Source organism: Mucilaginibacter aquatilis, assembly GCF_009755275.1.
GTDB classification, from domain to species: Bacteria; Bacteroidota; Bacteroidia; order Sphingobacteriales; family Sphingobacteriaceae; genus Mucilaginibacter; species Mucilaginibacter aquatilis.
Window position 1 is genome coordinate 443,610 of the sequence record NZ_WQLA01000003.1, and the last position, 22,662, is coordinate 466,271.

A 22,662-nucleotide genomic window follows, 5' to 3' on the forward strand; every position below is an offset into this window, starting at 1 on the left:
TTCATCATGGAGATCAAAGCTGCGCAACCTTACAAAGCAGAAGTAGTTGAACTTTTAAGTTTGGCCAAACTACCTTATGCAGATCTGCCGGAAACACTGAACAATTTCTTTGTCGCCATTAACGATGGCGAAGTCATCGGGGCCGCCGGAGTGGAGATCTACGGCAGTAATGGCCTATTGCGTTCGGTGGTCATTCACCCCAATTTCCGAAAACAAGGCATCGCCGCTCAACTCTTGCAAAAAATTGAAGCTACAGCCTTAGATCAAAACATGACCAAGCTTTTTCTGCTGACAGAAACAGCTCCTGGTCATTTTGAAAACCATGGCTTTAAACGCATCAGCCGGGAAGAAGTGCCCGAACCGTTAAAAGCTTCATCCGAATTTTCCCATGTCTGCCCGGTTTCGGCAGTCGTTATGTCAAAACCACTAATTAAATTATAAATGAAAAACATATTAGTGCTCTGTACAGGAAACAGTTGCCGCAGCCAAATAGCCGAAGGTTACCTGCGTTATTTTGCAGGCGACAAAGCAACTATTTACAGCGCAGGTATCGAAACGCATGGCGTAAACCCCAAAGCTATCGAGATCATGAAACGTGATGGTATAGATATATCCGGTCATACTTCCAACAACGTAGATGAGTATGCCGACATCGCCTTCGACTACGTGATCACCGTTTGCGATAACGCGAAGGAGAATTGTCCTTACTTTCCAACCAAGGCCATTAAACTACATCAAAATTTTCCGGACCCGGCCAAAGCTACCGGTACCGATGAACAAATTATGGAGCAGTTTCGCGAAGTGCGGGAAATGATCAGGCAATACGCAAGGAATTTCGTGAACGAAAACCTAAAGGACTAATGAGTATTGACCACTGCGCGCCGACCGTTGAAAGACAACGATTAGGCTTTATTGACCGTTACCTCACCTTGTGGATCTTCCTGGCGATGGCCATTGGTGTTGGCCTTGGTTATTTTTTCCCTTCATCGGCCACTTTTATTAATTCCTTTTCGAGCGGTACGACCAATATCCCGCTGGCCATTGGCCTCATCATGATGATGTACCCGCCATTGGCCAAAGTGAAATACGAGAAAATGGGCGAAGTATTCCGTAATACTAAGGTATTGAGTGCTTCGCTCATCCTCAACTGGATTGTCGGCCCGGTGCTGATGTTCGTGTTAGCTATTACTTTACTACGGGATCATCCTGATTATATGGTCGGCCTGATACTCATTGGCCTCGCACGTTGTATTGCTATGGTTGTGGTTTGGAACGAACTCGCTGAGGGCAACCGCGAATATGCCGCTGGCCTGATCGCTTTAAACAGTATTTTCCAAGTGCTATTATACAGTGTTTATGCTTATGTATTCATTACGCTCCTGCCGCCCTTGTTCGGCTTAAAAGGTCTGGCCGTTAACATCACGATCGCAGAAATTGCCAAGTCGGTCGGCATCTATTTAGGTGTTCCATTTGCAGCGGGCGTGATCAGCCGTTATACGCTCATTAAACTGAAAGGCGAAACATGGTTCAATACCAAATATGTACCCTTCATATCGCCGATAACTTTGATCGCCCTGCTATTCACTATTATCGTCATGTTCAGCTTAAAAGGTGATCTGATCGTAAAAATACCATTCGACGTAGTGCGCATCGCTATCCCATTAGTGATCTATTTTACCATTATGTTTATTGCCAGTTTTTTTATCGGCAAGTCATTCGGTGCCGATTATTCAAGATCGACTTCTATTGCCTTTACGGCAACCGGTAACAATTTTGAGCTGGCTATCGCTGTTGCCATCGGCGTGTTCGGCATTAATTCAGGTGAAGCATTTGCCGGTGTGATCGGCCCGCTTGTGGAAGTTCCGGCGCTGATAGCATTAGTGAATTTGGCTTTTTGGTTTAGAACCAAATACTACCCAGCCTGATCCTAAAAAATAAAATGACCGACCGAAAACAGGGTATTTGATACTTCTTGACCCCATGTTCATCTATACCAAATGCAGGATAGCGTACAAAGCGCTTACTGAGATCAATATCCACAATACCACACCCTGCACCAAAGGTTTGAATCCTACTGAAGCCAACACCTGGCGAGATAAACCGGCACCGATCAGGAACAAGGTCAAGGTGAGTCCCGCCTTAGCGATCATTACCATATAGGGGCTGATTAGTTTGACGACAGGCATGTAAGTGTTGGCGATCATTGCCAGAATGAATAACCCGATGAAATAAGGAATAGCTACTTTTTTAGATTGGTTTTTGAACAGAAAGGTCGACAAAAATGCGATCGGCACGATCCACAGCGCCCTGGCTAATTTCACTGTAGTAGCTACCTCTAAAGCGTGTGCGCCGTACTTACTGGCAGCCCCGACAACTGAACTGGTATCATGAATGGCAATGGCACACCATAAACCGAACTGGGTTTGTGATAAGTTGAAGTAATGCCCGACTACCGGGAACACAAACAGCGCAATAGAATTCAGTATAAACACACAACCTAAAGCGACAGAGATCTGTTTTTCTTCAGCCTTGATTACCGGAGAGATGGCTGCAATGGCGCTGCCACCGCAGATAGCGGTACCGTTTGAGATCAGGTAAGAAGTTTTCTTTTCGATCTTCAGCCATTTGCCGATCAGGAAACCGAAGAGTAAAGTGCTGCTAATCGAAGCGATGGTAAACAGCACGCCTTCTTTACCAGCCTGCATGGCACTATGCACATTCATACCGAAACCCAACCCTACAACCGATACCTGTAACAACAGGTGTGTAGCCTTATGATTTAAATGCAGGTATGGGTGACCTGACAATTGCGCGACCGCCAAGCCTAATAACAGCGCGATAGCCGGGCTGACGATTGGTGTAAGGCATAAAGCCACGCAAATGATAAAGATAAATTTACGGGTATTTTCGTTTAGGTGAAGAAATGTATGGGTTTGAGTTAACTGATGTTGGGTATCCATGATCTTTGCTTTTGATACCCAAAATTCCGTCTTATTTAGTGATAAATTTTATCATAAAAGGCGATGGTCGATAACTAAAGGTTATGGTAATTTTTGAAACCAACTGTGGTTAAATAGCTGCCCGGTATTAAATGGCGTATGATGGATATGCTCCATACTCCCCGTTAAATGAAAGTGCTCCCGGAAAATGTTTGATAACGAAGCAGGTGAATGACGTTCAACCGCTAATCCGCCACACTTTTCAGGGCCGTCGATACTAAAAGTCCCGATGATAAGTTTTCCATTAGCGCTTAAATATTTAGCTGCCACTTCAGCGTATTTGCTTTGATCTGCTGTATTGGTCAAAAAATGAAATGCTGCCCGGTCATGCCAAAGGTCGTATTGATCGTCAATTTCCATATCCAGCACATCACTTACGATCCATTTAATTTCATTAGCCTGATCACCCAACCGAAACTTCGCCCTGTCAATAGCCTTGGCAGAAATATCCAATACGGTAATATTCGTGTAACCCGATGCCAGCAGATGATCCGCCATTAAGCTGTCACCACCCCCAATGTCAATGATCGCTGCATCTTTTGGAAGATTTAAGCTGTTAATGATCGTTAACGAGGTTTCTGGTATTGGCTCGTACCAGCTTACTTCGGCCAGCTTTTTTTGTGCATAAACGTTTTCCCAGTGTTCTTTTTTATCAGCCATTGTTAAGATATAAACTTTTTGATCGCTTCTCTAAGATCGAACACGTTGGTTTTCGAATCAAATGCGTTGGCAACAATACTGCTGCCGGCAGCACTGCGGTAGCCTCCGGCGCAATGCACCACAATAGGTTTACTGAAAGGAATTTCCGCTAAACGCTCACGCAGTTCATATAGTGGAATAGGAAGAGCATTCCGGAAAACCGGCTGCGCTTTTACTTCAGCTTCGTTTCGGATATCGACTATCGTGTATTGCTCCGGGTGCGCAGCAAAATGAGCAAAGTTCAGTTCTGCCATTTGTTCGTGGCCTCCGTCAATCACAAATGCGGCTTCTAAAAAAGCTTCGTAGCCGATTTTAGCGGCTTTACCGATTACTTGCTTTAGTTTCTCCTCGTTTTCAGCTACTAAATAAAAAGCTTCTTTGGGTGCGATGATGCTGCCCAGCCAAGTCTCAAATTTGCCGCCATTCTGAATATTGATCGATCCCGGCAAATGCCCTTTTTTAAATTCCTGTTCAGGGCGGGCGTCGATAATAAACATTTCGCTGTTCAGCTCGACTGGTTTTTTGGCCGGAACGCCAGCTAATGCTGGTTGTAATGGTGGTGCGCCATGCTTATTCAAGGCAACATCATATGCAAAGTATTTTGGTATGAATGGCTGCTCTTCCAGCAAGGTCTGCACAAATTCAGTTTCGCTCATTTCCTGTAACGACCAGTTGCCCGCTCTTTCTGCGCCGATAGTGCTGCGATTATCATCGCTTAGCGCTTTACCGCATAAGGTACCTGCGCCATGTGCCGGGTAAACCCAAACCGCATCGTCCAACACCAACAATTTGTCGCGCAGTGAATGATACATTTGTTGGGCTAATTCCTCACGCCTCGCAGTGAGGTTTCCGGCCTGCTCACGCAGATCAGGCCTACCGCAATCACCAATGAACAGCGTATCGCCGGTAAATACGGCTTTGTCCTGACCATTATGCTCCAAAACAATGCTGATGCTATCCGGCGAATGACCTGGGGTATTCAGGCCTTTCAATTTTATTTTACCAAATGCGATCACGTCACCATCATCAAATGTTTGATGTGCATATTCAGCCTCTAATAGCTTGGAGCAATAAATGACCGCTCCGGTAACCTGCTGTAATTCCAGGTGCCCGCTTACAAAATCAGCGTGCGGATGGGTTTCGATCACACCGATGATGTTGGCATCATGTGCTTTTGCAAAAGACAGGTACGGCGTAACATCCCTTGCCGGATCGATCAGCACGATCTTGTTTTCGCATTCGCTTAATATCGCGTAAGAATAATGTGATAGTCCTTTATCTTCAAATTGTTCAATTTTCATATCAATGCGGAAGTTTTTCACGTAATAAACCATAAACCCAGGTACCTGCAACGGCGCTCAGCAGCGTTAATGTTGTAACCAAAATGCCGCTGCCGATCTGCGCGAATATGGGGCCTGGGCACGCACCGGTAAGCGCCCAGCCCAATCCGAAGATCAAACCACCATAAACATAGCCCCAGTTAAACTGCTTATCCGGGATGATGATCGCTTCTTGATGGATCGTTTTGATATTGAATCGTTTGATCAACAAGATGGAGATCATGGCGACTACAATAGCACTGCCGATGATGCCATACATGTGGAAGGCTTGCAGGCGGAACATTTCCTGTATGCGGAACCACGATATCACTTCGGATTTGATCAGGATGATACCGAAGCACATCCCGACCAGTAAAAATTTGAGGTTCTTCATAGCTGTAATAAATAAGGTAAGATCAACCAGGTCATTACAAAGCCGCCGATCATAAAGCAGCAGGTAGCTACCAGGGAAGGCCATTGTAAAGAGGAAACACCCATAATGGCATGACCTGAAGTACAGCCACCGGCATAGCGCGTACCAAAGCCAACCAGGAAACCGCCGATTACAATAAACACAAACCCTTTTAAAGTGGTTAGCGCCTTGAAACTAAAAATATCCTGTGGCAGTAAACCGCTGAAATCTTTAATGCCCTGCTGCTGCAAGGCAACAATGGTTTTAGGATTGATGCCCACCGGTCCGGGATCGGACAATAAATGCGCGGCGATGAATCCGCCTATAACGATGCCTGCAATAAAAAACAAATTCCATGTGTCCTTCTTCCAGTCGTATTTAAAAAAGGAAATATTTGCCGGGATACAAGCCGCGCATATCTGCCGCAAAGTAGATGAGATACCGAATGTTTTGTTACCTAATATTAATAGTGCCGGCACGATTAGCCCTATCAACGGCCCGGCTACATACCAGGGCCACGGTTGTTTAATGATGTCCATGTGAGTTAGTTAAAGTGCTTATTAAAACAAAGATACCCATAGCCAATACAAACCAGCCAAAGGCAGGCTTCAGGCGAGTATCGCTGATGAACCGCGTGAGGTAACTGCCGAGGATGATACCGGCAATGGCAAAACCCGAAAAGACGGCTAAAAACGCATAATTTATTACTACATGCCCGGTGATATCACCCAATACACCCAGCAGCGAGCTTATGGTCATTACTATAAGTGAAGTGCCCACCGCCTTTTTCATTGGCAAACCTGCGAACAAAACCAGTGAGGGAATAATAAGAAAACCACCGCCAACGCCTACAAAACCAGTGATGAGGCCAACAGCTATGGCCTGGAAAATTAATCTTGTATAACTGAGCTCTAGGGAACTACCACGATCTTCCTTTTTATTCCGGATCATCGAAAGGGATGCTGCCAGCATCAGAGCGGCAAAAACCAGCATCAGTAACATGCTTTTGGTAACAGCCCAGTGTCCAAGCGTAAGTAAGTGAATTGGTATCACCGGCATTATCCATCTCCGCATGGTAAATACGGCGGCCAAGGATGGTAAACCGAAGATCAACGCGGTCTTAACATCCACATTGCCTTTTAGGTAATGGCTGGCCGCGCCTGCGGTACTGGTTAGTCCAACTACAAATAAAGAATAAGTGGTCGCTAACACCGGATCGATAGCAAAAAAATAAACGAGAATAGGTACGGTAAGAATAGAGCCACCGCCGCCAACTAAGCCAAGGGACAAACCAATTAAAACCGAAGCTGCGTAACCTGCTATTTCCAAAACCTGATGATTAATGGAACAAAGCTATCTGCTTTCAGCCAGGCAATTGGTGACTTATGTTACACAGGGAAATTTAAAGTGATCTTATTGCGAGAAAGGGCGATCATCTCCTTCTTTTCCATTTGCTTCAAAAGGCGTGATATGACTTCGCGGGTAGTACCCAGCTCTTCTGCCAGTTGCTGGTGAGTGATCTGAAATTCATGGGAATTAAATACCGCAGCCTTCTTCTTCAGCAGTTCAACAATGCGGTCGTCCAGTTTTTGAAAGGCCACTTCGTTAATTACCGTGAGTAATTCCTCAAAACGCTGGTGGTAAAGCTTAAAGATAAAATCGGCCCATTCGGGATAGCTCTTTATCCATTCGCTGGCTTTGGTAATGGGCAACATCAGTACATCGGCATCCTCTTCCACCTCCAGGTGTACTTTCGAGGTATCTTCATGTATCCCGGCCAGGAATGACATGATGCAGCTTTCGCCGGGCTTAATGTAATAAAGTAATATTTCGCGGCCATCCTCATCCTGCCGCATCACCCGCATACTGCCGGATAAAAGCACCGGCAACGAACGCACATAACTGTTTGACGACATCAGCACCGTACCGGCAGGCAACTGCTTACGCTGGCTATTTGCCTCTAATTCTAATTGCAACGCAGGGCCAAACTGTATCATTGAGTAAATTTAGCAGTCTTAAGATCTATTACCTAATACTGCTTCTTCAAATGCTAATACTAAAACCCGGTTGCATGGCCTGATGAAATACGATCCCTCGTTTTTCAAAGTGCTTACTATAGGTCTCGTAGCGTTGTTTTAAAAAGAATTCCTTGGCGTAGCCATCGTGCACCGGTAGTACGGCCTTGGGTTTAATATGATCAGCAAACTCCGCTACCGCTATCTCTGTCGTAAACGGAGCCATAACAGGCAGTATTAATAATTCAGGCTGTTGAAATTCATCATCATAAGTGCCAAAAGAATCCGCAGGATTTAAGACCCTGCCATCGATCAAGTAGGCCTGCATATCAGGCAATGGACTATCAAGAATATTTTCATGTTTTACATTGATCGCCTGCAAAGCAAAAGGACCGATATCGAACAACCCGGCCTCAACCAAGTTATAAGATAGCCCGGACTCTTTTAATTCTTTAGCGACTTCTTTGTTGGTATAAATCTTAGCGCCGCTTAATTTAACGATGGCTTTCAGTTGTTCCACGTGCAGGTGGTCGGGATGACTATGGGTAATGATGACAGCATTGACTTTAATAAATTGCTCCACTTTTACTAAGTCCTCGGCAAATGTAAACTTACCGGGATCGAATAATAACTGAAAACCGTCTTTTTCCAGTAGTAGGCAAGAGTGGATATATTTAGATATTTTCATAGCATTTGAATATGATAAATAAACCCTCAAATGATGGGAAAGTTTCCAGCCCAACCAAGCTATCAGATCCTATTGCCGTAAAGAGATCTATTATGGTAAACAGACATCACGATAACTAAATATTATCGAACATTTTTTTTGACCAATTTGATACATCTCTTATAAAAAGCTGCCTGTTCCTTTCACTTCCTGCTGGATATGCTGTAATTAGAATTTTAGACGAGGGAAAATCAGCATCGACGGCAGCTTTGCAGATAACGGGAGCAATACGCTTCATTAGAATAATAACATGATCAGGTTGAAGCGAACGCATGCGATCTGCCAACTGCCGGGCAGCATAACCCGTTGGTTTAGTCAATATTTCTTTACCCAAAGGATAAAGGTGATCCAAGACGCATCCGGACTTGTTAAAAAAGTCAAGAAAGTCGTCAGCAGAACTAAATTTACCAAAAGCCTGTTCAAAGGCCGTGCGCATTGCCCGGAATAAATTGGTGTTCTTTAAATAAAAATGTTTATCGATAGAACCAGGCGCTTCAGCAATAAACATGATGATGACTTTATTTCTCTTTTCAGTCATATCAGAGGCTTATAGGCTCTTATAGCTTTTAGCGAATCGCATAAATATTTCTGCTAACGATGAAGGTTGACCGTGTGGCAGGATAAAATAAAATGGACGCTCTATAGTCAGATCTTTGATATCAATGATCCTGCATTCGTTGTATTTTAGTTCTTTTAATATCGACTGCACAGATACAAATGCAAAACATTTGCTGTGTAGCAAATAAGACTTTATACTTTCCGTGCCGCCTAACTGCATCTCGATATTCAGATCTGATAACTTAATATTGAAAGGCTTTAAAGCGTGAGCAATGACGTCCAAAGTCCCTGAACCTGGTTCACGTAGTAATAAGGGTAAATCTTTTAATTCTTCCGGTTTAATGCTGTCCTTTTTAAAAGTATTTGAGGCGCTACAGATCAGCACCAGTTCATCACTCAAAAATTCCTGATAGCTGAGTTGCGGATTACGCAGGATGCCCTCTACTATACCCAGATCGATCTCTTTGTTTAACAATGCCAGTTCCACCTGCTCAGTATTACCGGGCACCAGGTTCACTTGTACGTCTCTAAACTTTTCGTGGAACCGGGCTAATACCGGGGGGATCACGTATTGCGCAACCGTATTACTGCCACCGATACGCAACGTACCCGAATGTTTTTTGATCAGCAGGTTCATATCAAAGTCCAGCTCGTTGTAAACAGCGGCCAGTCTATCCGCATAAGCCAGCAACATTTCGCCAGCAGGTGTGAGCGATATTTTTTTATTCCCGCTACGTTCTATCAGCGTCGTTTTGAACTGTTCCTCCAGTTCTTTGATATGCTTGGTTACCGCAGGCTGGCTGATATACAACTCAGCAGAAGCTTTAGTAAAGTTCAGCCTCTTGGCCACTGTATGAAAAACCTGTAATCGAAAATCGAACATACTGATAAATGTTATTAGCTAAGTCGGAAAAATAACAACAAAAATGGGAAAGTAGCTGCTGCCAAGGCGATGACTGATACAGCTATATTTATAACCTTGTTGCCAATTATTATTGCTTGGTCATCAAATTGATAATGTACATAACGTTGAATAGTTTTCATGATCTCTTTGCTTATAACTCAAAGATCAATCATAACACCAAGTCATTTTCATCGTCAAAACAGATGGTTGATAGCCTAAGGTTATGAAAAACAGCTCAAGCATATAAGGCAAAAACAGGCTGATTCTGTCGTTCAGTTCATGTTAGGGTTTTAAATATGAGCTTTATTCCCAGCCCCATTTCTTAAATATCACATGGCCATCGACACTTTGCAAGAACTGAATGAACTGTTTGGCTTGCGTAGCCTGTTTGGTATTGGATGTAAGTGCTACCGGCGTACCACGATATAAGCGTGATGCCAAAGACAATTCCACAACTTGCGTAACATCCTTCAAATTATTGTGCCACGATGCGTAGGTGATCCAGGCATCATAGCTTTTGTCTTTCTTCCAGGCCTCGATGCCCAGCGCGGTATTGGCGTAGGAACCGCCGATGTTTTTTTGTATCGCGCCGATCAGGTTTTCTTTACCGGCGATATCTTCCCACAAGCCCAACTGCCCGGCTCCGTTCACGTCCAGCACTTTTATACCGGGTTTGGCAAGATCTTTTAAACTTGTGATCTGTTTTGGATTCCCCGACCTTACCAATATGGCCGCGCGTCTTTTATAAAGTTCCACACGTGTGGCTGCATCAACCATTCCCGGATGGGTTTGCATGAACTGCGTAAGCATATATTCCGCACCGCCGTAGATCACATCGCCGTCTGCCTGCGCTTGTGAAAGCCACTTCGGTTCCGGGCCACCGGTTACTTTTACAGGAATACCTGTTTTAGCGGTGAATGCTTTAGCGCAATCCTGCATGGCTGAAAGCGGGCCGCCGGGTCCGTAAATGTGAAGGGTGTCTTTTTGGGCGAAGGCCACAGCTACATTGGCCATGAGAACTATGATAATGATCGATCTTTTCATATTGTTATTTTGTTATAAAACCATATTTCCGGTAAATTGATTTGGCTACCGGGCTTACTAAAAAGTCCATAAAATCCTGCGCAGCCTGCGCGTGCGGCGCGGCCTTTAATTGTCCGGCCACATAAGTGGCGCTGATGTTATCTTTCTCAGGGATCTCCACCATATCTGCCGGGTAACCGATCATTTTCTGATAATAGGCTTCGGTGTACCATACCGGTGCAGCATCACTCTGTTGATACATAATGCGCATTGGCGTTTGCCTGTGGTGTATCTGGGTTAGAAAAGTTTTGCCGTTTTTAACCTTGGTATCCATGATCGTATTTTTTAAGGTTTCACCGCCCACTTTTACATAAGCTTCCTCTATACGTTTACCAATTCCTTCCCACTCCGGATTGGGCATGCTTACACGCACATCGTTACGCCCAAGGTCTTTCAATCCCTTCACTTTTTTAGGATTACCCTTTTGCACCATAATAGCTAAACGGTTGTAGGCATAAGGTGCGGTCTTGCTGAAATATTCCGGCATCTGATCGATCCGGCTTTTTCCTGCAGTGTAAACATCGGGTTTCAAGGTGATACGCATGTTCCCAATAACAATGCTGCCACCTATGATCTGCTTAGCCAGTATGCCCGGTGGCAAGGTTTCGGCAAATACACGCTGGTATTGCGGGTATTGTTTTTTGAACGCGGCCAGCAGGTCGTCTATACACATGAACTGATTTCCGGCAAAGAATACCACCAGTTGCGGGTCGTTAATGTCGCCGAACAGATCGGGTACATTGTCGACTCCCGGGACGGTAAATTGCACCTTGCTTTCAGGCGGGGTATTCCAGGGTGGATCAAATCGGTGATCCTGTGCTTTTACCTGGCTACTCAAGGCTGTTATTGCTGTTATTGCAAATGTTATTTTTTGAAGATATTTCATGATGGTTTATATAAATTGAATGAGGATGCTTATTAGGGATGTACAGTAGCCCAGCCTTCGTATTGGCGGATGATGATCTCACCGTTGCCGCTCGGCACATAGGAGATGAATGGAAACAGGTCGGCTTTGTCAATTTTCCTTTCCTTGATCGTGTTATCGCACTGTGCCAGCACCACTCCCTTTGCCTGTAGGTCCTTTAAAGTTTGCTCATAGGCGCTACTTTTCATGTAAACAGCCACGCCGTCACCAAAAGCGATCAGTTCAACATGGAGTTTACCTTTTAGTCTTGGATCTTCCAGCGCGTTATTGATGTTCCTTAACGTCCCCTTGATCTTTTTATCATCGCCGGAATTGATGATGTAAAGCGCATCGTAATGCTTGAGCTTTGCGGTTGCGCCCGTAAAGGCGGCGGGATCGGTTTGTTGTGCTTTAACAGTTTTTGTGAAAGCGGTCAGCGCGAAGGCTGCTAAAATGATGATGTACTTTTTCATGGTTCTTATTTTATGATTTGATGATTGATGCTTGTTTTTGTGCGTCTTTGATGGGTTTGAACGGCCCGTATTTATGCTGCTTATCGCTGAACTGGTCGGCGTAAGGCCCGAACGGGAAATCGATCGGTTTCTTTTTCAGGTCTTTCCAGTCATGTTGCTGATCCTTATGAGGGCGCGGCTGGGAGTTAACAAAGGCGCCAACGTTCCAGGCCTCTTCATCTGTTAATTGCGGACTATGATATGAAGCGCCATATGGCATATTGTTTTTCACAAAACCTGCAAAATTGGTCAGCCTGTACATGCCTGCGCCATCGTTATAGCTGTGCTTTCCCCATAACGGCGGATTGGCGTAGGTTTTTTTATCGGCGTTAAGCAGGCCCTCGCCATTAGCACCATGGCAGCTTTGGCATTTCATCATAAACACTTCCTTGCCCTTGGCCGGGTCTGCTGCCTGGTCCATGAATGCCAGCTTTTCTGTTGCATTTCCAAATAGTTTCTGACCTTTCTTTACGTCCTTGCCGATCCACTTCATGTAAGCCAACATGGCCTGGATCTCTTTACTGGATGGGTTAGGTACTTTACCGGCCAAACTACGCTCGAAGCATTCAGCGATGCGTTCTTCAGGCTGCTCCACCCTGCCACTCCTGTTGCTCAGTTTTGGATAACTAGCAATAAAGCTGGCATAATTATTACCGAAAAGGCGTGACCCGGCATCAAGGTGGCAGTTCTGACAATTCATCCCGTTAGTGATCTTCGCGATGCTGCCTTGAGGGCCAAAATATCTGGCGGTATGTGCTACAAGCTCCCTGCCATATTTGATCATCTCGCCATCTTTACCGGCAGGTATCGTATTATCATTTGGAGCTTTCCATGCATCAGCCGGAATAGGGCGTGGTGTCGTACCGGCAGAGGCTTCGGTAGATGGAATGGTAACTGGTTGGTCGGATCTGCCATTTATCTTCTGGGAATCCTTACCAGGTAAATGACCAGTTGGTACTATCAATGTCACGATCACCACTATTATACAAACCGCAAACAAAACACTTACGGTAATTAAGGCCTTTGATACTTTTACCAAGGCTTTGGTCACTTCTCTATTTTCGTCTTGCTGTTTCATTTTGTTTGTTGGTTGATACATCAAAAGTACAAGCGAAAAAGGCTGAAGTTATATCACAAAATTTGATGATTGATAACCTGTGGTTATGGTATCTTAACAAATGAACATTTTAGAAACAGTTGGGTTTTACCATAAAAGATCGATCATGAATAAAAAAGTCTATACACGTTTCCTGATCATGCTTGCGCTGTCATTCATGATCATGTATGCCGTTATGTATCTTAATGTGTATGAGTGGGATCATATTTATCTTAACCTGACCAGATTTTACATGACCTTACTGATGATCTGCCCGATGGCAGTTCTAATGTTGATGATGATGCGCAATATGTATACCGATCGAAAGAAGAATTTTTTGATCATGGTATTCAGTATTGTCATTTTCGGCACTGCCTTATGGGGCGTAAGACTTCAAATCGCTGTGGGCGATATCCAGTGGATGAAGGGCATGATACCGCATCACTCTATAGCGGTCCTGACCAGTAAAAACGCCGAACTCAAAGACCCGGAGGTGCGCAAACTGGCGGATAGTATTGTTAAGGCACAGCAGGCAGAGATCATACAAATGAAGAAGATGATCGAAAGGCTTGAGCGATAGTTCAGAAAGAATTACTTCTGATAATGGTCTTCAATAGCCTGCCCAATAATATTGGCGGACTCTTGCGAGATATCACCGTTAACAATACTCCATGAATTATCACCATTATTTATAAGTGTGATCGTTCCGCTATCTGTCTCCACGGCAAATGTTTCGTCCTGGTGCGTCACTTTATATTGCTGATCGGAACCGCCAGGTATCGTAGCGGATACCATAAATTCAGAATGTATTCCCATGTTTATTTAACCATAAAGCATAGAAATTGTTCCACAAGGAGTTTATCAGGTATTGGGTAAAAGATACCAAAGCAGCAACCCGCTGACCAGTACTATCGCAACGGTCAGCAAAAGCGATAAGGCGAACGAAGGAAAGTAGGTATTTCTAAGCAATTGTTTTTCAATACGTCGATACCTGAAATAACTTAACAAGGCCATCAGGGCACCGATAGCGACGAGTATGATCCCGATGGTCGCGGAAAAGCCCTTCCCTGGCAGAACGATCTTGTCAGTAATAACGAGGGATAATTGCTTGACGAACAAGCTGAATTTTACGACTACAAACCCAAAACCCATTAAAGCGATACTTGTCCTGATCCAGGCCAAAAAGGTGCGTTCATTGGCCAGATGATCACCGGGATTGATCTTTTCTTTGTTCGTGTTTGCGCTTGGTATTTCCATAAGATCTAAGCAATTGAAAAGCTGATTTGTTGGCAACCGGTCGAGATTGCCTGTTCAAACAAAATGCACTGCCGATCCTTAATTATTTAACACTCCAATCAAAATCGGTCAATTATGGATAAGGCGCAAAATAACGGAACGAACAATAACGGACGACGTGCTTTCCTGAAAGGGACAGTTCCCGTCATGGCAACCGCAATCATTCCGGGAATCGCTTCAGCGAGTAACGCAGATAAAGGATCTGAACCATCCTTCCCGGGCCTAATCATCAGGGAAAAGGAACCGGTCAATTTTGAATTCCCTTTTCCGATGCTTTCCAGTTTGATCACGCCCAATAACCAGTTCTTTATACGAACCCATTTTCCCATTCCGAAGTTGCAGGCAAAAGAATGGAAAGTAGCCATCGGAGGCCATGTTAATAGAGAGATCACCTTAACCTATGATGAGTTACGTGCTTTACCCGCTAAAAAAGTGATGGCGATACTGGAGTGCGCCGGTAACGGGCGAGCCAACCTGGCTCCAAAGGTAAAGGGCTTATTGTGGGAACAGGGTGCCGTCGGAAACGCAGAATGGACAGGTGTGCCACTTTCTGTAGTATTGGAAAAGGCCGGTATAAAGCCGGGCACAGTGGAAATCATTTTAGAAGGGGCAGATAAGGGCGAAGTTTCGGAAGAACCCAAATCTCCCGGTGCTATCCACTTCGCCAGAAGTTTACCGCTTACCAAAGCGATGCAGGCGGAAGTGATACTTGCCTATCAAATGAACGGAAAGGATCTTAGCCCCGAGCATGGGTACCCGGTAAGAGCGATCATCCCAGGCTGGTATGGCATGGCTTCCGTAAAGTGGCTTACCAAAATAACCGCGGTGGACAAGCCATTTGATGGCTACTGGCAAACCCTGGAATATGCTTACTGGAAACGCACTGATGACCAGCCGACACTGACCGCAGTGACCGAGGTACAGGTCAAAGCAGAGATCGCCAGACCTGCGCTAAGCGAGGTGGTCCCTGCAGGTAAAACATACCGGGTGCATGGTGCGGCCTGGTGCGGAGAAAATGAAGTAGCAAAAGTCGAGGTCAGCCTTGATGAAGGCGTAACCTGGCAACCGGCAAAATTATTAGGCAAGCACGTTAAGTTCGCCTGGCGGCTTTGGGAATACAACTGGCAGGTTCCTGCGGGCGAGAACCAGTATAAGCTGATGTCAAGGGCGACCGACAGTCAGGGAAATACGCAACCTATGGAACACGATAAGGATCGCAGGACCTATATGGTCAACAAGATCGTGACCGTTAAAATAGAGGCGCGGTAAAACCGCGCCCCGTCTTTGCAGTTATTACTTTAGAAACCGTTCATACCAATGCGGCCGGCTTTTACCCAGGTCACCCAAAGCGGAGTCGGGCGTTATACCGGCATTCAGCAATTTGGGGACAGCGATCCTTTGCGCGCTGTAAATGCCCGAATGGCCACTGAATAAATAGGCCGTAAAACAAGCGATCGCAAAATAAAGCACGTGTTCCCCGCCAAACAGTTCTACTCCCATGACCGTACAAGCCAGCGGCGTATTGGTCGCGCCGGCAAACACGGCAATAAATCCCAGCGCTGCAAATAAGCCCACCGGTGCATGCAATACATTAGACAACGTGTTACCCAAGGTAGCCCCTATATAAAATAAGGGGGTTACTTCTCCGCCTTTAAATCCAGAGCCAAGCGTGACGGCCGTATAGATCATTTTCCAAAACCAACTGAGCAGGTCTGCACCTCCGGTATGGAAAGCCGACTGGATCGTAACGGCCCCGGGATACTCTGCAGCAACACCAAGGCTCAGGTAGTCAGGTTTTCCGTTGAGATAGGTCAGCGCGATAATGACCAGGCCACCCGCAACAGGGATCAGCCATTTCAACCGTATAAAATGACCTGAAACGACCTTGATCGCGTGAACTAGTGAAGAGAACAAAGCGCTGGACATCCCAAATGCCGCGGACGCTAACATCACTTTCAGCATTAACAGACCATCAAAAGGAAGATAAGCTGATAAAGGGTATGCCTCATGCCGAAAGGCGCTGATCTGGTAGGCCGTATGGTGAACTCCCCAGACTGCTACCGTGTAGTCCCCGGCGACAGCGCCGATCAGTGCAGGCAGTAATGCGTTATACTGCATACGCCCTATGGCCAAGACCTCCAGGGCGAACAGCGCACCTGTCAGCGGTGTACCGAATACGGCACCGAACCCGGCGGCAACTCCGGACGTGAGCAATAACTGCATATCCTGAACGGACAGTCGGTACCACTTTCCAAATAAATGGGCAATGCTTCCGCCAATCTGTACCGCGGTACCTTCACGACCGGCAGAACCACCGAACAAGTGTGTCAATACCGTGGTCAGTAGAATGATCGGTGACATTTGCGGCGGGACGCCCCCGCCTGGTTCGTGTATCTCCTCCATGATCAGGTTGTTGCCTTTTTCGGAAGACCTGCCGACCGAGCGATAGATCAGGTGGATCAGTACCCCGGCCAGCGGGAGCAAAAATAGAAGCCAGGGATGATGGAACCGGTAATTGATGGCCAGGTCCAGTATCCATAGAAACAAGGCGACCATACTTCCGATAGCGACAGCTACCGGAAGTATAAGCAAGCTCCACCTGATCAGTTCTTTGATGATCTGGTAGCGCTCCGAGGTGATGAGAGCTTTCATATACTGATCTGCTGCTACCGTTTAAAAGTTTCGATCCCTGCAAAACGGGCTTTGCTACCCAGTTCCTGTTCGATGCGTAAAAGCTGATTGAATTTGGAGACCCGCTCCGAGCGGCAGCCACTTCCCGTTTTGATATGCCCGGCATTGGTGGCCACCACCAGGTCAGCGATGGTCGTGTCCTCTGTCTCACCGCTTCGGTGAGAGATAAAACAGTGGTAGCCGTTCTGCTGCGCCAGTGCTACAGCTTGCAAGGTCTCTGATACCGTGCCTATCTGATTAAGCTTGATCAACACGCTGTTCCCGATACCCCGATCGATACCTTCCTGAATGATCGAAGGGTTCGTGCAAAATATATCATCGCCGACCAGTTCCACTTCGCTGCCCAGCTGATTGGTCATGATCTTCCAGCCATTCCAGTCGTTTTCGCCCAAACCGTCCTCTAAAAGCACGATAGGATAAGTTCGGATCCATTTTGCCCAGAGATCGACCATCTCTTCCGAGCTATAACGCTGCTGGTTACTCTTGTACATTTTGTAATGACCATTGTCCCACATCTCACTGGTGGCCGGGTCCAGGCAAACAGAGATATCCTCTCCGGGTTTGTACCCGGCTTTCTGAATAGCTTCCAAGATCACTTCGATGGCCTCTTCGTTGGAGCTGAGGTTGGGTGCAAAACCGCCTTCATCGCCCACACCGGTGTAATAGCCCTTATTCGACAAGAGCTTTTTTAGCGTATGAAATACTTCTTCGCCCATGCGGATACTTTCTTTAAAGTTCGGCGCATGGTGCGGAGCGATCATGAATTCCTGAAAGTCTAGGTTATTGTCCGCGTGACGTCCACCGTTGATCACGTTCATACACGGGACCGGCATCACATAGGTATCGCGCTCGATAAGCTGACGGTAAAGGGGGATCTTTTTGGATACAGCGTTCACCCGCGCAAAGGCGATCGAAGCGGCCAGAATGGCGTTAGCGCCTAACCGGGCCTTATTGGGTGTTCCGTCCAGGTCGATCAGCACCTGATCAAAGGATGCCTGATCAGCGAATGCGGAGCCGATAAGTGCACGCTTTACTTCCTGATTGATACCGGCCACTGCTTTTTCAACGCCCTTGCCCTGATAGCGGCTTTGGTCGCCGTCGCGTAGTTCCACCGCTTCTTTCTCGCCGGTGCTGGCACCCGATGGTGAGATCCCCCTTGCTGTTGAGCCATCTTCTAGAGTGATCTCCGCTTCAACGGTCGGATTACCTCTTGAATCCAAAACTTCCCTGGCCATAATGTTCTTGATGTTCATTTTATGTTGTTTTTAAAAGTTTAAATCGCATGGACAAAACCATGAACTGATGCCGGAACAATGAGCAGGGAGGTGACCTGGCTAAATGCGAGACGGGATAGAAAAGGGATTGAAGTACCGCTGATCATTCACCTACAATAATGTTCACGACAAGACCTGCAAGGTTTCATCTATGCTATAATTGTAGGCGTCATCAGCACGAGGCGGTTATTTTGAACGGAAGACACCATTTCCGTTTAAATCATAACAATCAAAACGCTATTTGTTTTTAAAAAATATGAGCATACAATAGATATGTTAGGAATGAGTTATTTTAGTGCTGGATAATTGGTCGATGTCAAATTGGACACAGTTTGTGTCCAGTTTGCTGTTGATATGATAAGGTCTGGCCAGTTATCATTTTTGAATATAAACTTGGCTCAAAATAAAGCGCCCCCTGTTTTCACCAAAAATCATCATCGATACGGAAACAGGGGGCGTCCTAAATGGGCGGGCGATAGCCCGCCGTCCGGCAATTTTTGAAAACAAGGGGGATTGCTCCCCCTTGTTGGCTTTAGTTAAATATTAGTGCCTCATTGCCTCGCGTAGCGAAATCCCGGCAAAGATTAAAGGCGGTTTGTGCCCGCTGTTTGGCGGTGCCGTCCATGATGGATTTAAACTTCGCTTCCTCGCTTTTGAAACTGCGTACATTCTGAAAATACCCGGTTACCGCATTATAAGCACCAAATACCGTTCCTGCAGTCGTATCGATCTGTTGCGTCGGGCTGGCTAAAGCGTATTCATAAACGCTGTCAACAATGTTTGTGTAATGCGTAGAAAGCTGTTCAAACCTGCTTTCGGCTAAATGTTCTAATACCTCTTTATTAGGTGCCATAGCAATCTGTATCAGCTTTCTCACTTCACGGTCTGTAATGCGGACTTTTGCCCACTGGTTAAACAAGCCTTCCATTTCCTGGCTCAACTCACGGCTGATGCCCATGAGCGTATGCGCTTGTTTTAACCGCTCGGCAGCAGACGCGGTATGCCGTATCTTAATTGCTCCTGAATGATTCCGCATAGCAGCATTAAGCGTGTTATTACATACAATTCTGATAGGCGTAAAAGCTGCGGTTATACTGCCTAAACCATCATGCGAAGTGGTCAAAAACAAGTATTGCTCTATCCAGTCCTTGACACCTACACGGATATAATCAGGCAGCTTGGCGGTTATGAATACTCGTTCGCCGTTGCCTAATGCGCCTGCGGTCTCGTACAAAATACCATCACTACCGCCGACAATGGCGTCAAAGAACGAAAACGCATCACGGTTTTGCACAACTTCATAGTCATTGCCGACTACACCTAAAACCTGCTCCGTGTCTGCCCTTACGGTGGCAAAGAAATTCGGTACTTCTATTTCAGGAATGATCATATCGTCGCTGCCTTCACCCAAATGGTTGGCAGTATCATAAGTAAACAAAGGACGTTTTTCTACAATGTAGTCCAAACCCGCATGCTGTATCGCTTCGCTGCTGGTCGGGTAGCGGTCAATGATCTGCCCTAAACCGTGCCAGGCTTTTTCCTTTACGCTCATAAAGCTGTGTTTGCCTGTTTTCTGATTGAAATTGATCTGATGTGCCATTGCTTTAATTTTTTGTAGTTCTTGTATTCATGGGTATGATCTCGGTGCGCAGCACCTGTACATTGCCAGTGCTCGTAATTTTTACGTCGCTGTTTTGCAGTTCTGCAATAGCGTCGTGTATGTTAGGGTGCGTGGTTTGAATGGCCACTTTCACCAGTATGAAAATTTTGTCTTCCATTGCCTTAATATTGATAGGTGTTCAAAAAATCACGGAATTCCATTTGAAATTGTGCGGGGTTCTCCTGCGCCAGTTGTTCGGCGTAACCTTCCCAAAATAGCTGGTCGGTCAGTTCTATAAATTGCTCGTACATGGGAGTAGCTGTTTTGATGAAACTTAAAAATGCCCCCGGCTAAACGCCGGGAGCAATACCTGTTCAGGCGTTCGGAAAAACGATGTTAGCCTCGATGTCGGCCAGTTTTTCGTGGCAGGCATCAAAAATGAACTGTGCCACCATGCGGATAAGGTTCGGCGTGTTAGTGACGAATTCGCGGCGTTTATCATCCTGAATGATGAGTTTGCAGCCTTGGTAGGGGTTGCTTTCCAGTTCGTCGTTCTCTTCCTGTAATTGCACCTCAAAATCTTCTAAGGTCTTAATTCGGGCTATCAGGGCCAAACGCTGGATAGACAAGCGGTGCAGGTCATTCACGGATTTGAGCGTTTGCTCTAAATTCAGCGCGAACTTTTTAGGCTCAAATTTTACTTCTTCCGTTTTAGCGGGTTCGGCCTGTGCTTCGGCTTTCACTTCTTCGGTGGCTGGCTGGTTTGCAGCGTTAATGGGTTGGTTATCCACTGTAGCGGTGCCACTGGGCGCAGCCTGGGCAGGCGCAGGTTCCGCAGTTTGTGAATTTTCGGCGGGCTGTTCATTGGTAGTGTTTGCATGTTCTTTGGCTTCTTTGCCTGTAAGGCTTGGGCGGTTTGTAGTTCTGTTAGCTTCGTTTGCTTTTGCTGCTGCAACTTGTACACCGTTTGCATTTTTTTCTGCTGTTTTCATCTTAGAAGATTTTAAAGGGTTAAAAAATTTGTTTTTCGTTTCCCTCTTTTCCCGAAGACTTCCCTTAAAAAGCTATTTTTCAAAAGAAAAAACGGTAAAAAAGAAAGTCAAAAAAGCGGTCGTAAGCCAGAGCGGGAGAACTATAAGTCCCGAAGGGTGGCCGCAGCGAAGCGAAGGACATTATGCGTTCGTACGTAAAGGCTGACCGAGATTGACGCCGCTTTTGTCCGTTTTCGTTGGAAAATAGCAGCTAAAAGAAGTCCCTTAAATCGAATCAGCAAGGGCAGGAATGCAGGCAAGCGAAGCTTTTCCCGGCGAAGGGTAACGGAGCGGGTAAACGAGTGAAGTCCGGAATGATGCGCCTGCAGGACGTAGCCAGTCAAACGTTATAAGCGAATGCTTTTGCAGCGCAGCAAAAATGCAGGAGCGGAATTTTAAGCAATAGACATTGGAGAAGTTAGCCTGTCAAGGATTGCAACGGCATCCTTTTCATGGAAAAGATATAGTGAAAAGCCTGGCCTTGGGGACAGCCAACGAGCTTTCAATTTATACGCTTGTATAATATCTCGCTGTTTACCCAGAGAATATCACATGACAATCCTAATTTGTAAACAGCGCAGCTATGGTCTGTATCGTCAGAAACATTTTCCCAGAGTCCAGTTTAACAAAGTCATATTTTAAGTAAAAGGCTTCCGCATCGGCGTCAAGCGGATCGACGATCACAGCCATTGCCCCGACATGCGTCAAAGAGACGTCGTAGCACTTCTTTAACGCATCAATTAAAAGGTATTCGCCAAGGCGTTGTCCTTTATAGTTTTGATCCAATGCGAGCCTTCCTAATAATATAGCAGGGAGGTTATGGTAAGAAGGCGGCATTTTCTTTTGCACTTTTTCCGGCACCAGTTCGTAGGGTATGCTGGTACTTGATAGCGTATAATAGCCGATGATGCGGTCACCATCCAGCATGACAGACACGGTACTTAAACGCCTTTTGATATCCTGGCTTGCCTGTTTGTGCAGGTAATTATCCAGCATTTCCTTGCCGCAGGTAAACTCTTTTTTGTTAAGTCCTGAATGCAGCGGTTCAATCGGATAACTCATTAAACTTCCGTTGACTGATTATTTAATTCACGGTAGCGCTCAGCAGCCTCTTGTAAGCGTTTGCCAGGTTTCGGCGGGTTCATGATTGCTTCGAAAAAAACATTCCTGTCCCTTTCTGTAGCCAGAACAGCTTCGTGCTGTTCCACAATAAATTTTGCTTTTTCCTGAACAGTGGATACCACAAAATCGGTAAGCGTACGGTAACCGCCTAATTTTGCTGCCCGTTCAAATAATGTTTTCTGATCTGTTGTCAGTTTGGTATCGAATCTTGTCTTTTCAGCTTTGATCGCTCGTTCCATAATTATTGCCTTTCAAAACAAATATACGGAAAAATTCCGTACAAATAAATAGACCTTTGCAATAATCAATCCATTTTTATTCACACCAATATCGTTAATAACATTCACGATTTAGCTGTTAACGAGAAGGTGACTGCTTTTTTATTTTAGCGGTACGGGTGCTTTCAAGTCGCAACGCTTG

30 protein-coding genes and 1 riboswitch are annotated in these 22,662 nt (G+C 45.7%); of the genes, 5 read left to right on the forward strand and 25 right to left on the reverse strand.

From position 1 onward, the window contains the following. Positions 1-6: 6 nt before the first annotated feature. Genes arsN2 through arsB form a run of 3 tightly spaced genes read left to right on the forward strand, consistent with a single transcriptional unit; the run spans position 7 to position 1,925 of the window. On the forward strand, positions 7-441 hold the full coding sequence (gene arsN2, locus GO816_RS09605; RefSeq protein ID WP_127702887.1) for an arsenic resistance N-acetyltransferase ArsN2: 435 nt from the start codon (positions 7-9) through the stop codon (positions 439-441). Further along, positions 442-861, forward strand: a complete 420-nt coding sequence (locus GO816_RS09610) for an arsenate reductase ArsC (protein WP_127702888.1) — start codon at positions 442-444, stop codon at positions 859-861. Next, positions 861-1,925: an ACR3 family arsenite efflux transporter gene (gene arsB, locus GO816_RS09615; RefSeq protein ID WP_127702889.1), complete on the forward strand. Its 1,065-nt coding sequence runs from the start codon at positions 861-863 to the stop codon at positions 1,923-1,925. Before GO816_RS09610 ends, arsB begins: the two co-directional genes overlap by 1 nt. Positions 1,926-1,988: 63 nt before the next feature. Here the strand turns inward: arsB and GO816_RS09620 are convergent, their stop codons facing one another. From GO816_RS09620 to GO816_RS09690, 15 genes are all read right to left on the reverse strand, one after another. Beyond that, positions 1,989-2,960 carry a YeiH family protein gene (locus GO816_RS09620; RefSeq protein WP_157541607.1) on the reverse strand — a complete coding sequence of 324 codons (972 nt, stop codon included), beginning with the start codon at positions 2,958-2,960 and terminating at the stop codon, positions 1,989-1,991. Positions 2,961-3,041: 81 nt separating this feature from the next. Continuing rightward, the gene (locus GO816_RS09625) at positions 3,042-3,659 is read right to left on the reverse strand and encodes a class I SAM-dependent methyltransferase (protein ID WP_157541609.1); all 618 of its coding nucleotides are present in this window, start codon (positions 3,657-3,659) and stop codon (positions 3,042-3,044) included. 2 nt (positions 3,660-3,661) lie between these two features. Then, the gene (locus tag GO816_RS09630; RefSeq protein ID WP_157541611.1) at positions 3,662-4,999 is read right to left on the reverse strand and encodes an MBL fold metallo-hydrolase; all 1,338 of its coding nucleotides are present in this window, start codon (positions 4,997-4,999) and stop codon (positions 3,662-3,664) included. Between the two features lies 1 nt (position 5,000). Further along, on the reverse strand, positions 5,001-5,411 hold the full coding sequence (locus GO816_RS09635) for a DUF6691 family protein (RefSeq protein WP_198171470.1): 411 nt from the start codon (positions 5,409-5,411) through the stop codon (positions 5,001-5,003). Beyond that, complete coding sequence (locus tag GO816_RS09640) at positions 5,408-5,968, reverse strand: YeeE/YedE family protein (RefSeq protein WP_157541615.1); 561 nt, start codon at positions 5,966-5,968, stop codon at positions 5,408-5,410. The genes GO816_RS09635 and GO816_RS09640 overlap by 4 nt, the downstream gene beginning before the upstream one ends. After that, positions 5,955-6,758 carry a sulfite exporter TauE/SafE family protein gene (locus tag GO816_RS09645; protein WP_157541617.1) on the reverse strand — a complete coding sequence of 268 codons (804 nt, stop codon included), beginning with the start codon at positions 6,756-6,758 and terminating at the stop codon, positions 5,955-5,957. The genes GO816_RS09640 and GO816_RS09645 overlap by 14 nt, the downstream gene beginning before the upstream one ends. 59 nt (positions 6,759-6,817) lie before the next feature. After that, positions 6,818-7,426 (reverse strand): Crp/Fnr family transcriptional regulator, encoded by a 609-nt coding sequence (locus tag GO816_RS09650; RefSeq protein ID WP_157541619.1) that lies wholly within the window; start codon positions 7,424-7,426, stop codon positions 6,818-6,820. A gap of 46 nt (positions 7,427-7,472) precedes the next feature. Further along, entirely contained in the window at positions 7,473-8,132 is a 660-nt protein-coding gene (locus GO816_RS09655) for an MBL fold metallo-hydrolase (RefSeq protein WP_157541621.1), read from the reverse strand. Between the two features lie 115 nt (positions 8,133-8,247). Next, positions 8,248-8,709, reverse strand: a complete 462-nt coding sequence (locus GO816_RS09660) for a hypothetical protein (protein ID WP_117392403.1) — start codon at positions 8,707-8,709, stop codon at positions 8,248-8,250. Between the two features lie 9 nt (positions 8,710-8,718). Beyond that, the gene (locus GO816_RS09665) at positions 8,719-9,612 is read right to left on the reverse strand and encodes a LysR family transcriptional regulator (RefSeq protein WP_117392404.1); all 894 of its coding nucleotides are present in this window, start codon (positions 9,610-9,612) and stop codon (positions 8,719-8,721) included. A 14-nt stretch (positions 9,613-9,626) separates the two neighbouring features. Beyond that, positions 9,627-9,773 (reverse strand): hypothetical protein, encoded by a 147-nt coding sequence (locus tag GO816_RS09670; RefSeq protein WP_157541623.1) that lies wholly within the window; start codon positions 9,771-9,773, stop codon positions 9,627-9,629. A 163-nt stretch (positions 9,774-9,936) separates the two neighbouring features. Next, positions 9,937-10,677, reverse strand: coding sequence for a substrate-binding domain-containing protein (locus tag GO816_RS09675; protein WP_117392405.1), 741 nt, complete (start codon positions 10,675-10,677; stop codon positions 9,937-9,939). 4 nt (positions 10,678-10,681) lie between these two features. Continuing rightward, complete coding sequence (locus GO816_RS09680) at positions 10,682-11,602, reverse strand: molybdate ABC transporter substrate-binding protein (RefSeq protein WP_157541625.1); 921 nt, start codon at positions 11,600-11,602, stop codon at positions 10,682-10,684. A gap of 32 nt (positions 11,603-11,634) precedes the next feature. After that, entirely contained in the window at positions 11,635-12,093 is a 459-nt protein-coding gene (locus GO816_RS09685; RefSeq protein WP_117392407.1) for a DsrE family protein, read from the reverse strand. Between the two features lie 10 nt (positions 12,094-12,103). Continuing rightward, on the reverse strand, positions 12,104-13,102 hold the full coding sequence (locus GO816_RS09690; protein WP_317163617.1) for a c-type cytochrome: 999 nt from the start codon (positions 13,100-13,102) through the stop codon (positions 12,104-12,106). Between the two features lie 253 nt (positions 13,103-13,355). Here GO816_RS09690 and GO816_RS09695 point away from each other — a divergent pair, with 253 nt between their 5' ends. Then, the gene (locus GO816_RS09695; protein WP_157541629.1) at positions 13,356-13,808 is read left to right on the forward strand and encodes a DUF305 domain-containing protein; all 453 of its coding nucleotides are present in this window, start codon (positions 13,356-13,358) and stop codon (positions 13,806-13,808) included. An 11-nt stretch (positions 13,809-13,819) separates the two neighbouring features. On the opposite strand, the gene GO816_RS09700 is transcribed toward GO816_RS09695, so the two are convergent. Both GO816_RS09700 and GO816_RS09705 read right to left on the reverse strand, forming a co-directional pair. Then, entirely contained in the window at positions 13,820-14,023 is a 204-nt protein-coding gene (locus tag GO816_RS09700; protein WP_157541631.1) for a hypothetical protein, read from the reverse strand. Positions 14,024-14,089: 66 nt separating this feature from the next. Further along, positions 14,090-14,485 (reverse strand): YidH family protein, encoded by a 396-nt coding sequence (locus GO816_RS09705; protein WP_117392409.1) that lies wholly within the window; start codon positions 14,483-14,485, stop codon positions 14,090-14,092. Positions 14,486-14,599: 114 nt separating this feature from the next. Between GO816_RS09705 and GO816_RS09710 the strand changes: the two genes are divergently transcribed. Further along, the gene (locus GO816_RS09710) at positions 14,600-15,793 is read left to right on the forward strand and encodes a sulfite oxidase (protein WP_157541633.1); all 1,194 of its coding nucleotides are present in this window, start codon (positions 14,600-14,602) and stop codon (positions 15,791-15,793) included. A gap of 24 nt (positions 15,794-15,817) precedes the next feature. Here GO816_RS09710 and GO816_RS09715 read toward each other — a convergent pair whose 3' ends face one another. From GO816_RS09715 to GO816_RS09740, 8 genes are all read right to left on the reverse strand, one after another. Next, positions 15,818-17,176 (reverse strand): voltage-gated chloride channel family protein, encoded by a 1,359-nt coding sequence (locus tag GO816_RS09715; protein ID WP_157541635.1) that lies wholly within the window; start codon positions 17,174-17,176, stop codon positions 15,818-15,820. Between the two features lie 14 nt (positions 17,177-17,190). Continuing rightward, the gene (gene eno, locus GO816_RS09720; protein ID WP_127702903.1) at positions 17,191-18,468 is read right to left on the reverse strand and encodes a phosphopyruvate hydratase; all 1,278 of its coding nucleotides are present in this window, start codon (positions 18,466-18,468) and stop codon (positions 17,191-17,193) included. A gap of 177 nt (positions 18,469-18,645) precedes the next feature. Next, positions 18,646-18,711, reverse strand: a riboswitch (Fluoride riboswitch). Between the two features lie 310 nt (positions 18,712-19,021). Next, positions 19,022-20,089: a DUF932 domain-containing protein gene (locus GO816_RS09725; RefSeq protein ID WP_127702904.1), complete on the reverse strand. Its 1,068-nt coding sequence runs from the start codon at positions 20,087-20,089 to the stop codon at positions 19,022-19,024. 4 nt (positions 20,090-20,093) lie between these two features. Then, a complete protein-coding gene (locus GO816_RS18715; RefSeq protein WP_164849849.1) occupies positions 20,094-20,267 on the reverse strand; it encodes a hypothetical protein in 174 nt (57 codons plus the stop codon). A 4-nt stretch (positions 20,268-20,271) separates the two neighbouring features. Then, the gene (locus GO816_RS18895) at positions 20,272-20,400 is read right to left on the reverse strand and encodes a hypothetical protein (protein WP_262707637.1); all 129 of its coding nucleotides are present in this window, start codon (positions 20,398-20,400) and stop codon (positions 20,272-20,274) included. Positions 20,401-20,463: 63 nt separating this feature from the next. After that, entirely contained in the window at positions 20,464-21,081 is a 618-nt protein-coding gene (locus tag GO816_RS09730) for a hypothetical protein (protein WP_127702905.1), read from the reverse strand. 600 nt (positions 21,082-21,681) lie between these two features. After that, the gene (locus GO816_RS09735) at positions 21,682-22,182 is read right to left on the reverse strand and encodes a GNAT family N-acetyltransferase (protein WP_127702906.1); all 501 of its coding nucleotides are present in this window, start codon (positions 22,180-22,182) and stop codon (positions 21,682-21,684) included. Further along, the gene (locus tag GO816_RS09740; protein ID WP_127702907.1) at positions 22,182-22,481 is read right to left on the reverse strand and encodes a type II toxin-antitoxin system TacA family antitoxin; all 300 of its coding nucleotides are present in this window, start codon (positions 22,479-22,481) and stop codon (positions 22,182-22,184) included. Before GO816_RS09740 ends, GO816_RS09735 begins: the two co-directional genes overlap by 1 nt. Positions 22,482-22,662: the final 181 nt, after the last annotated feature.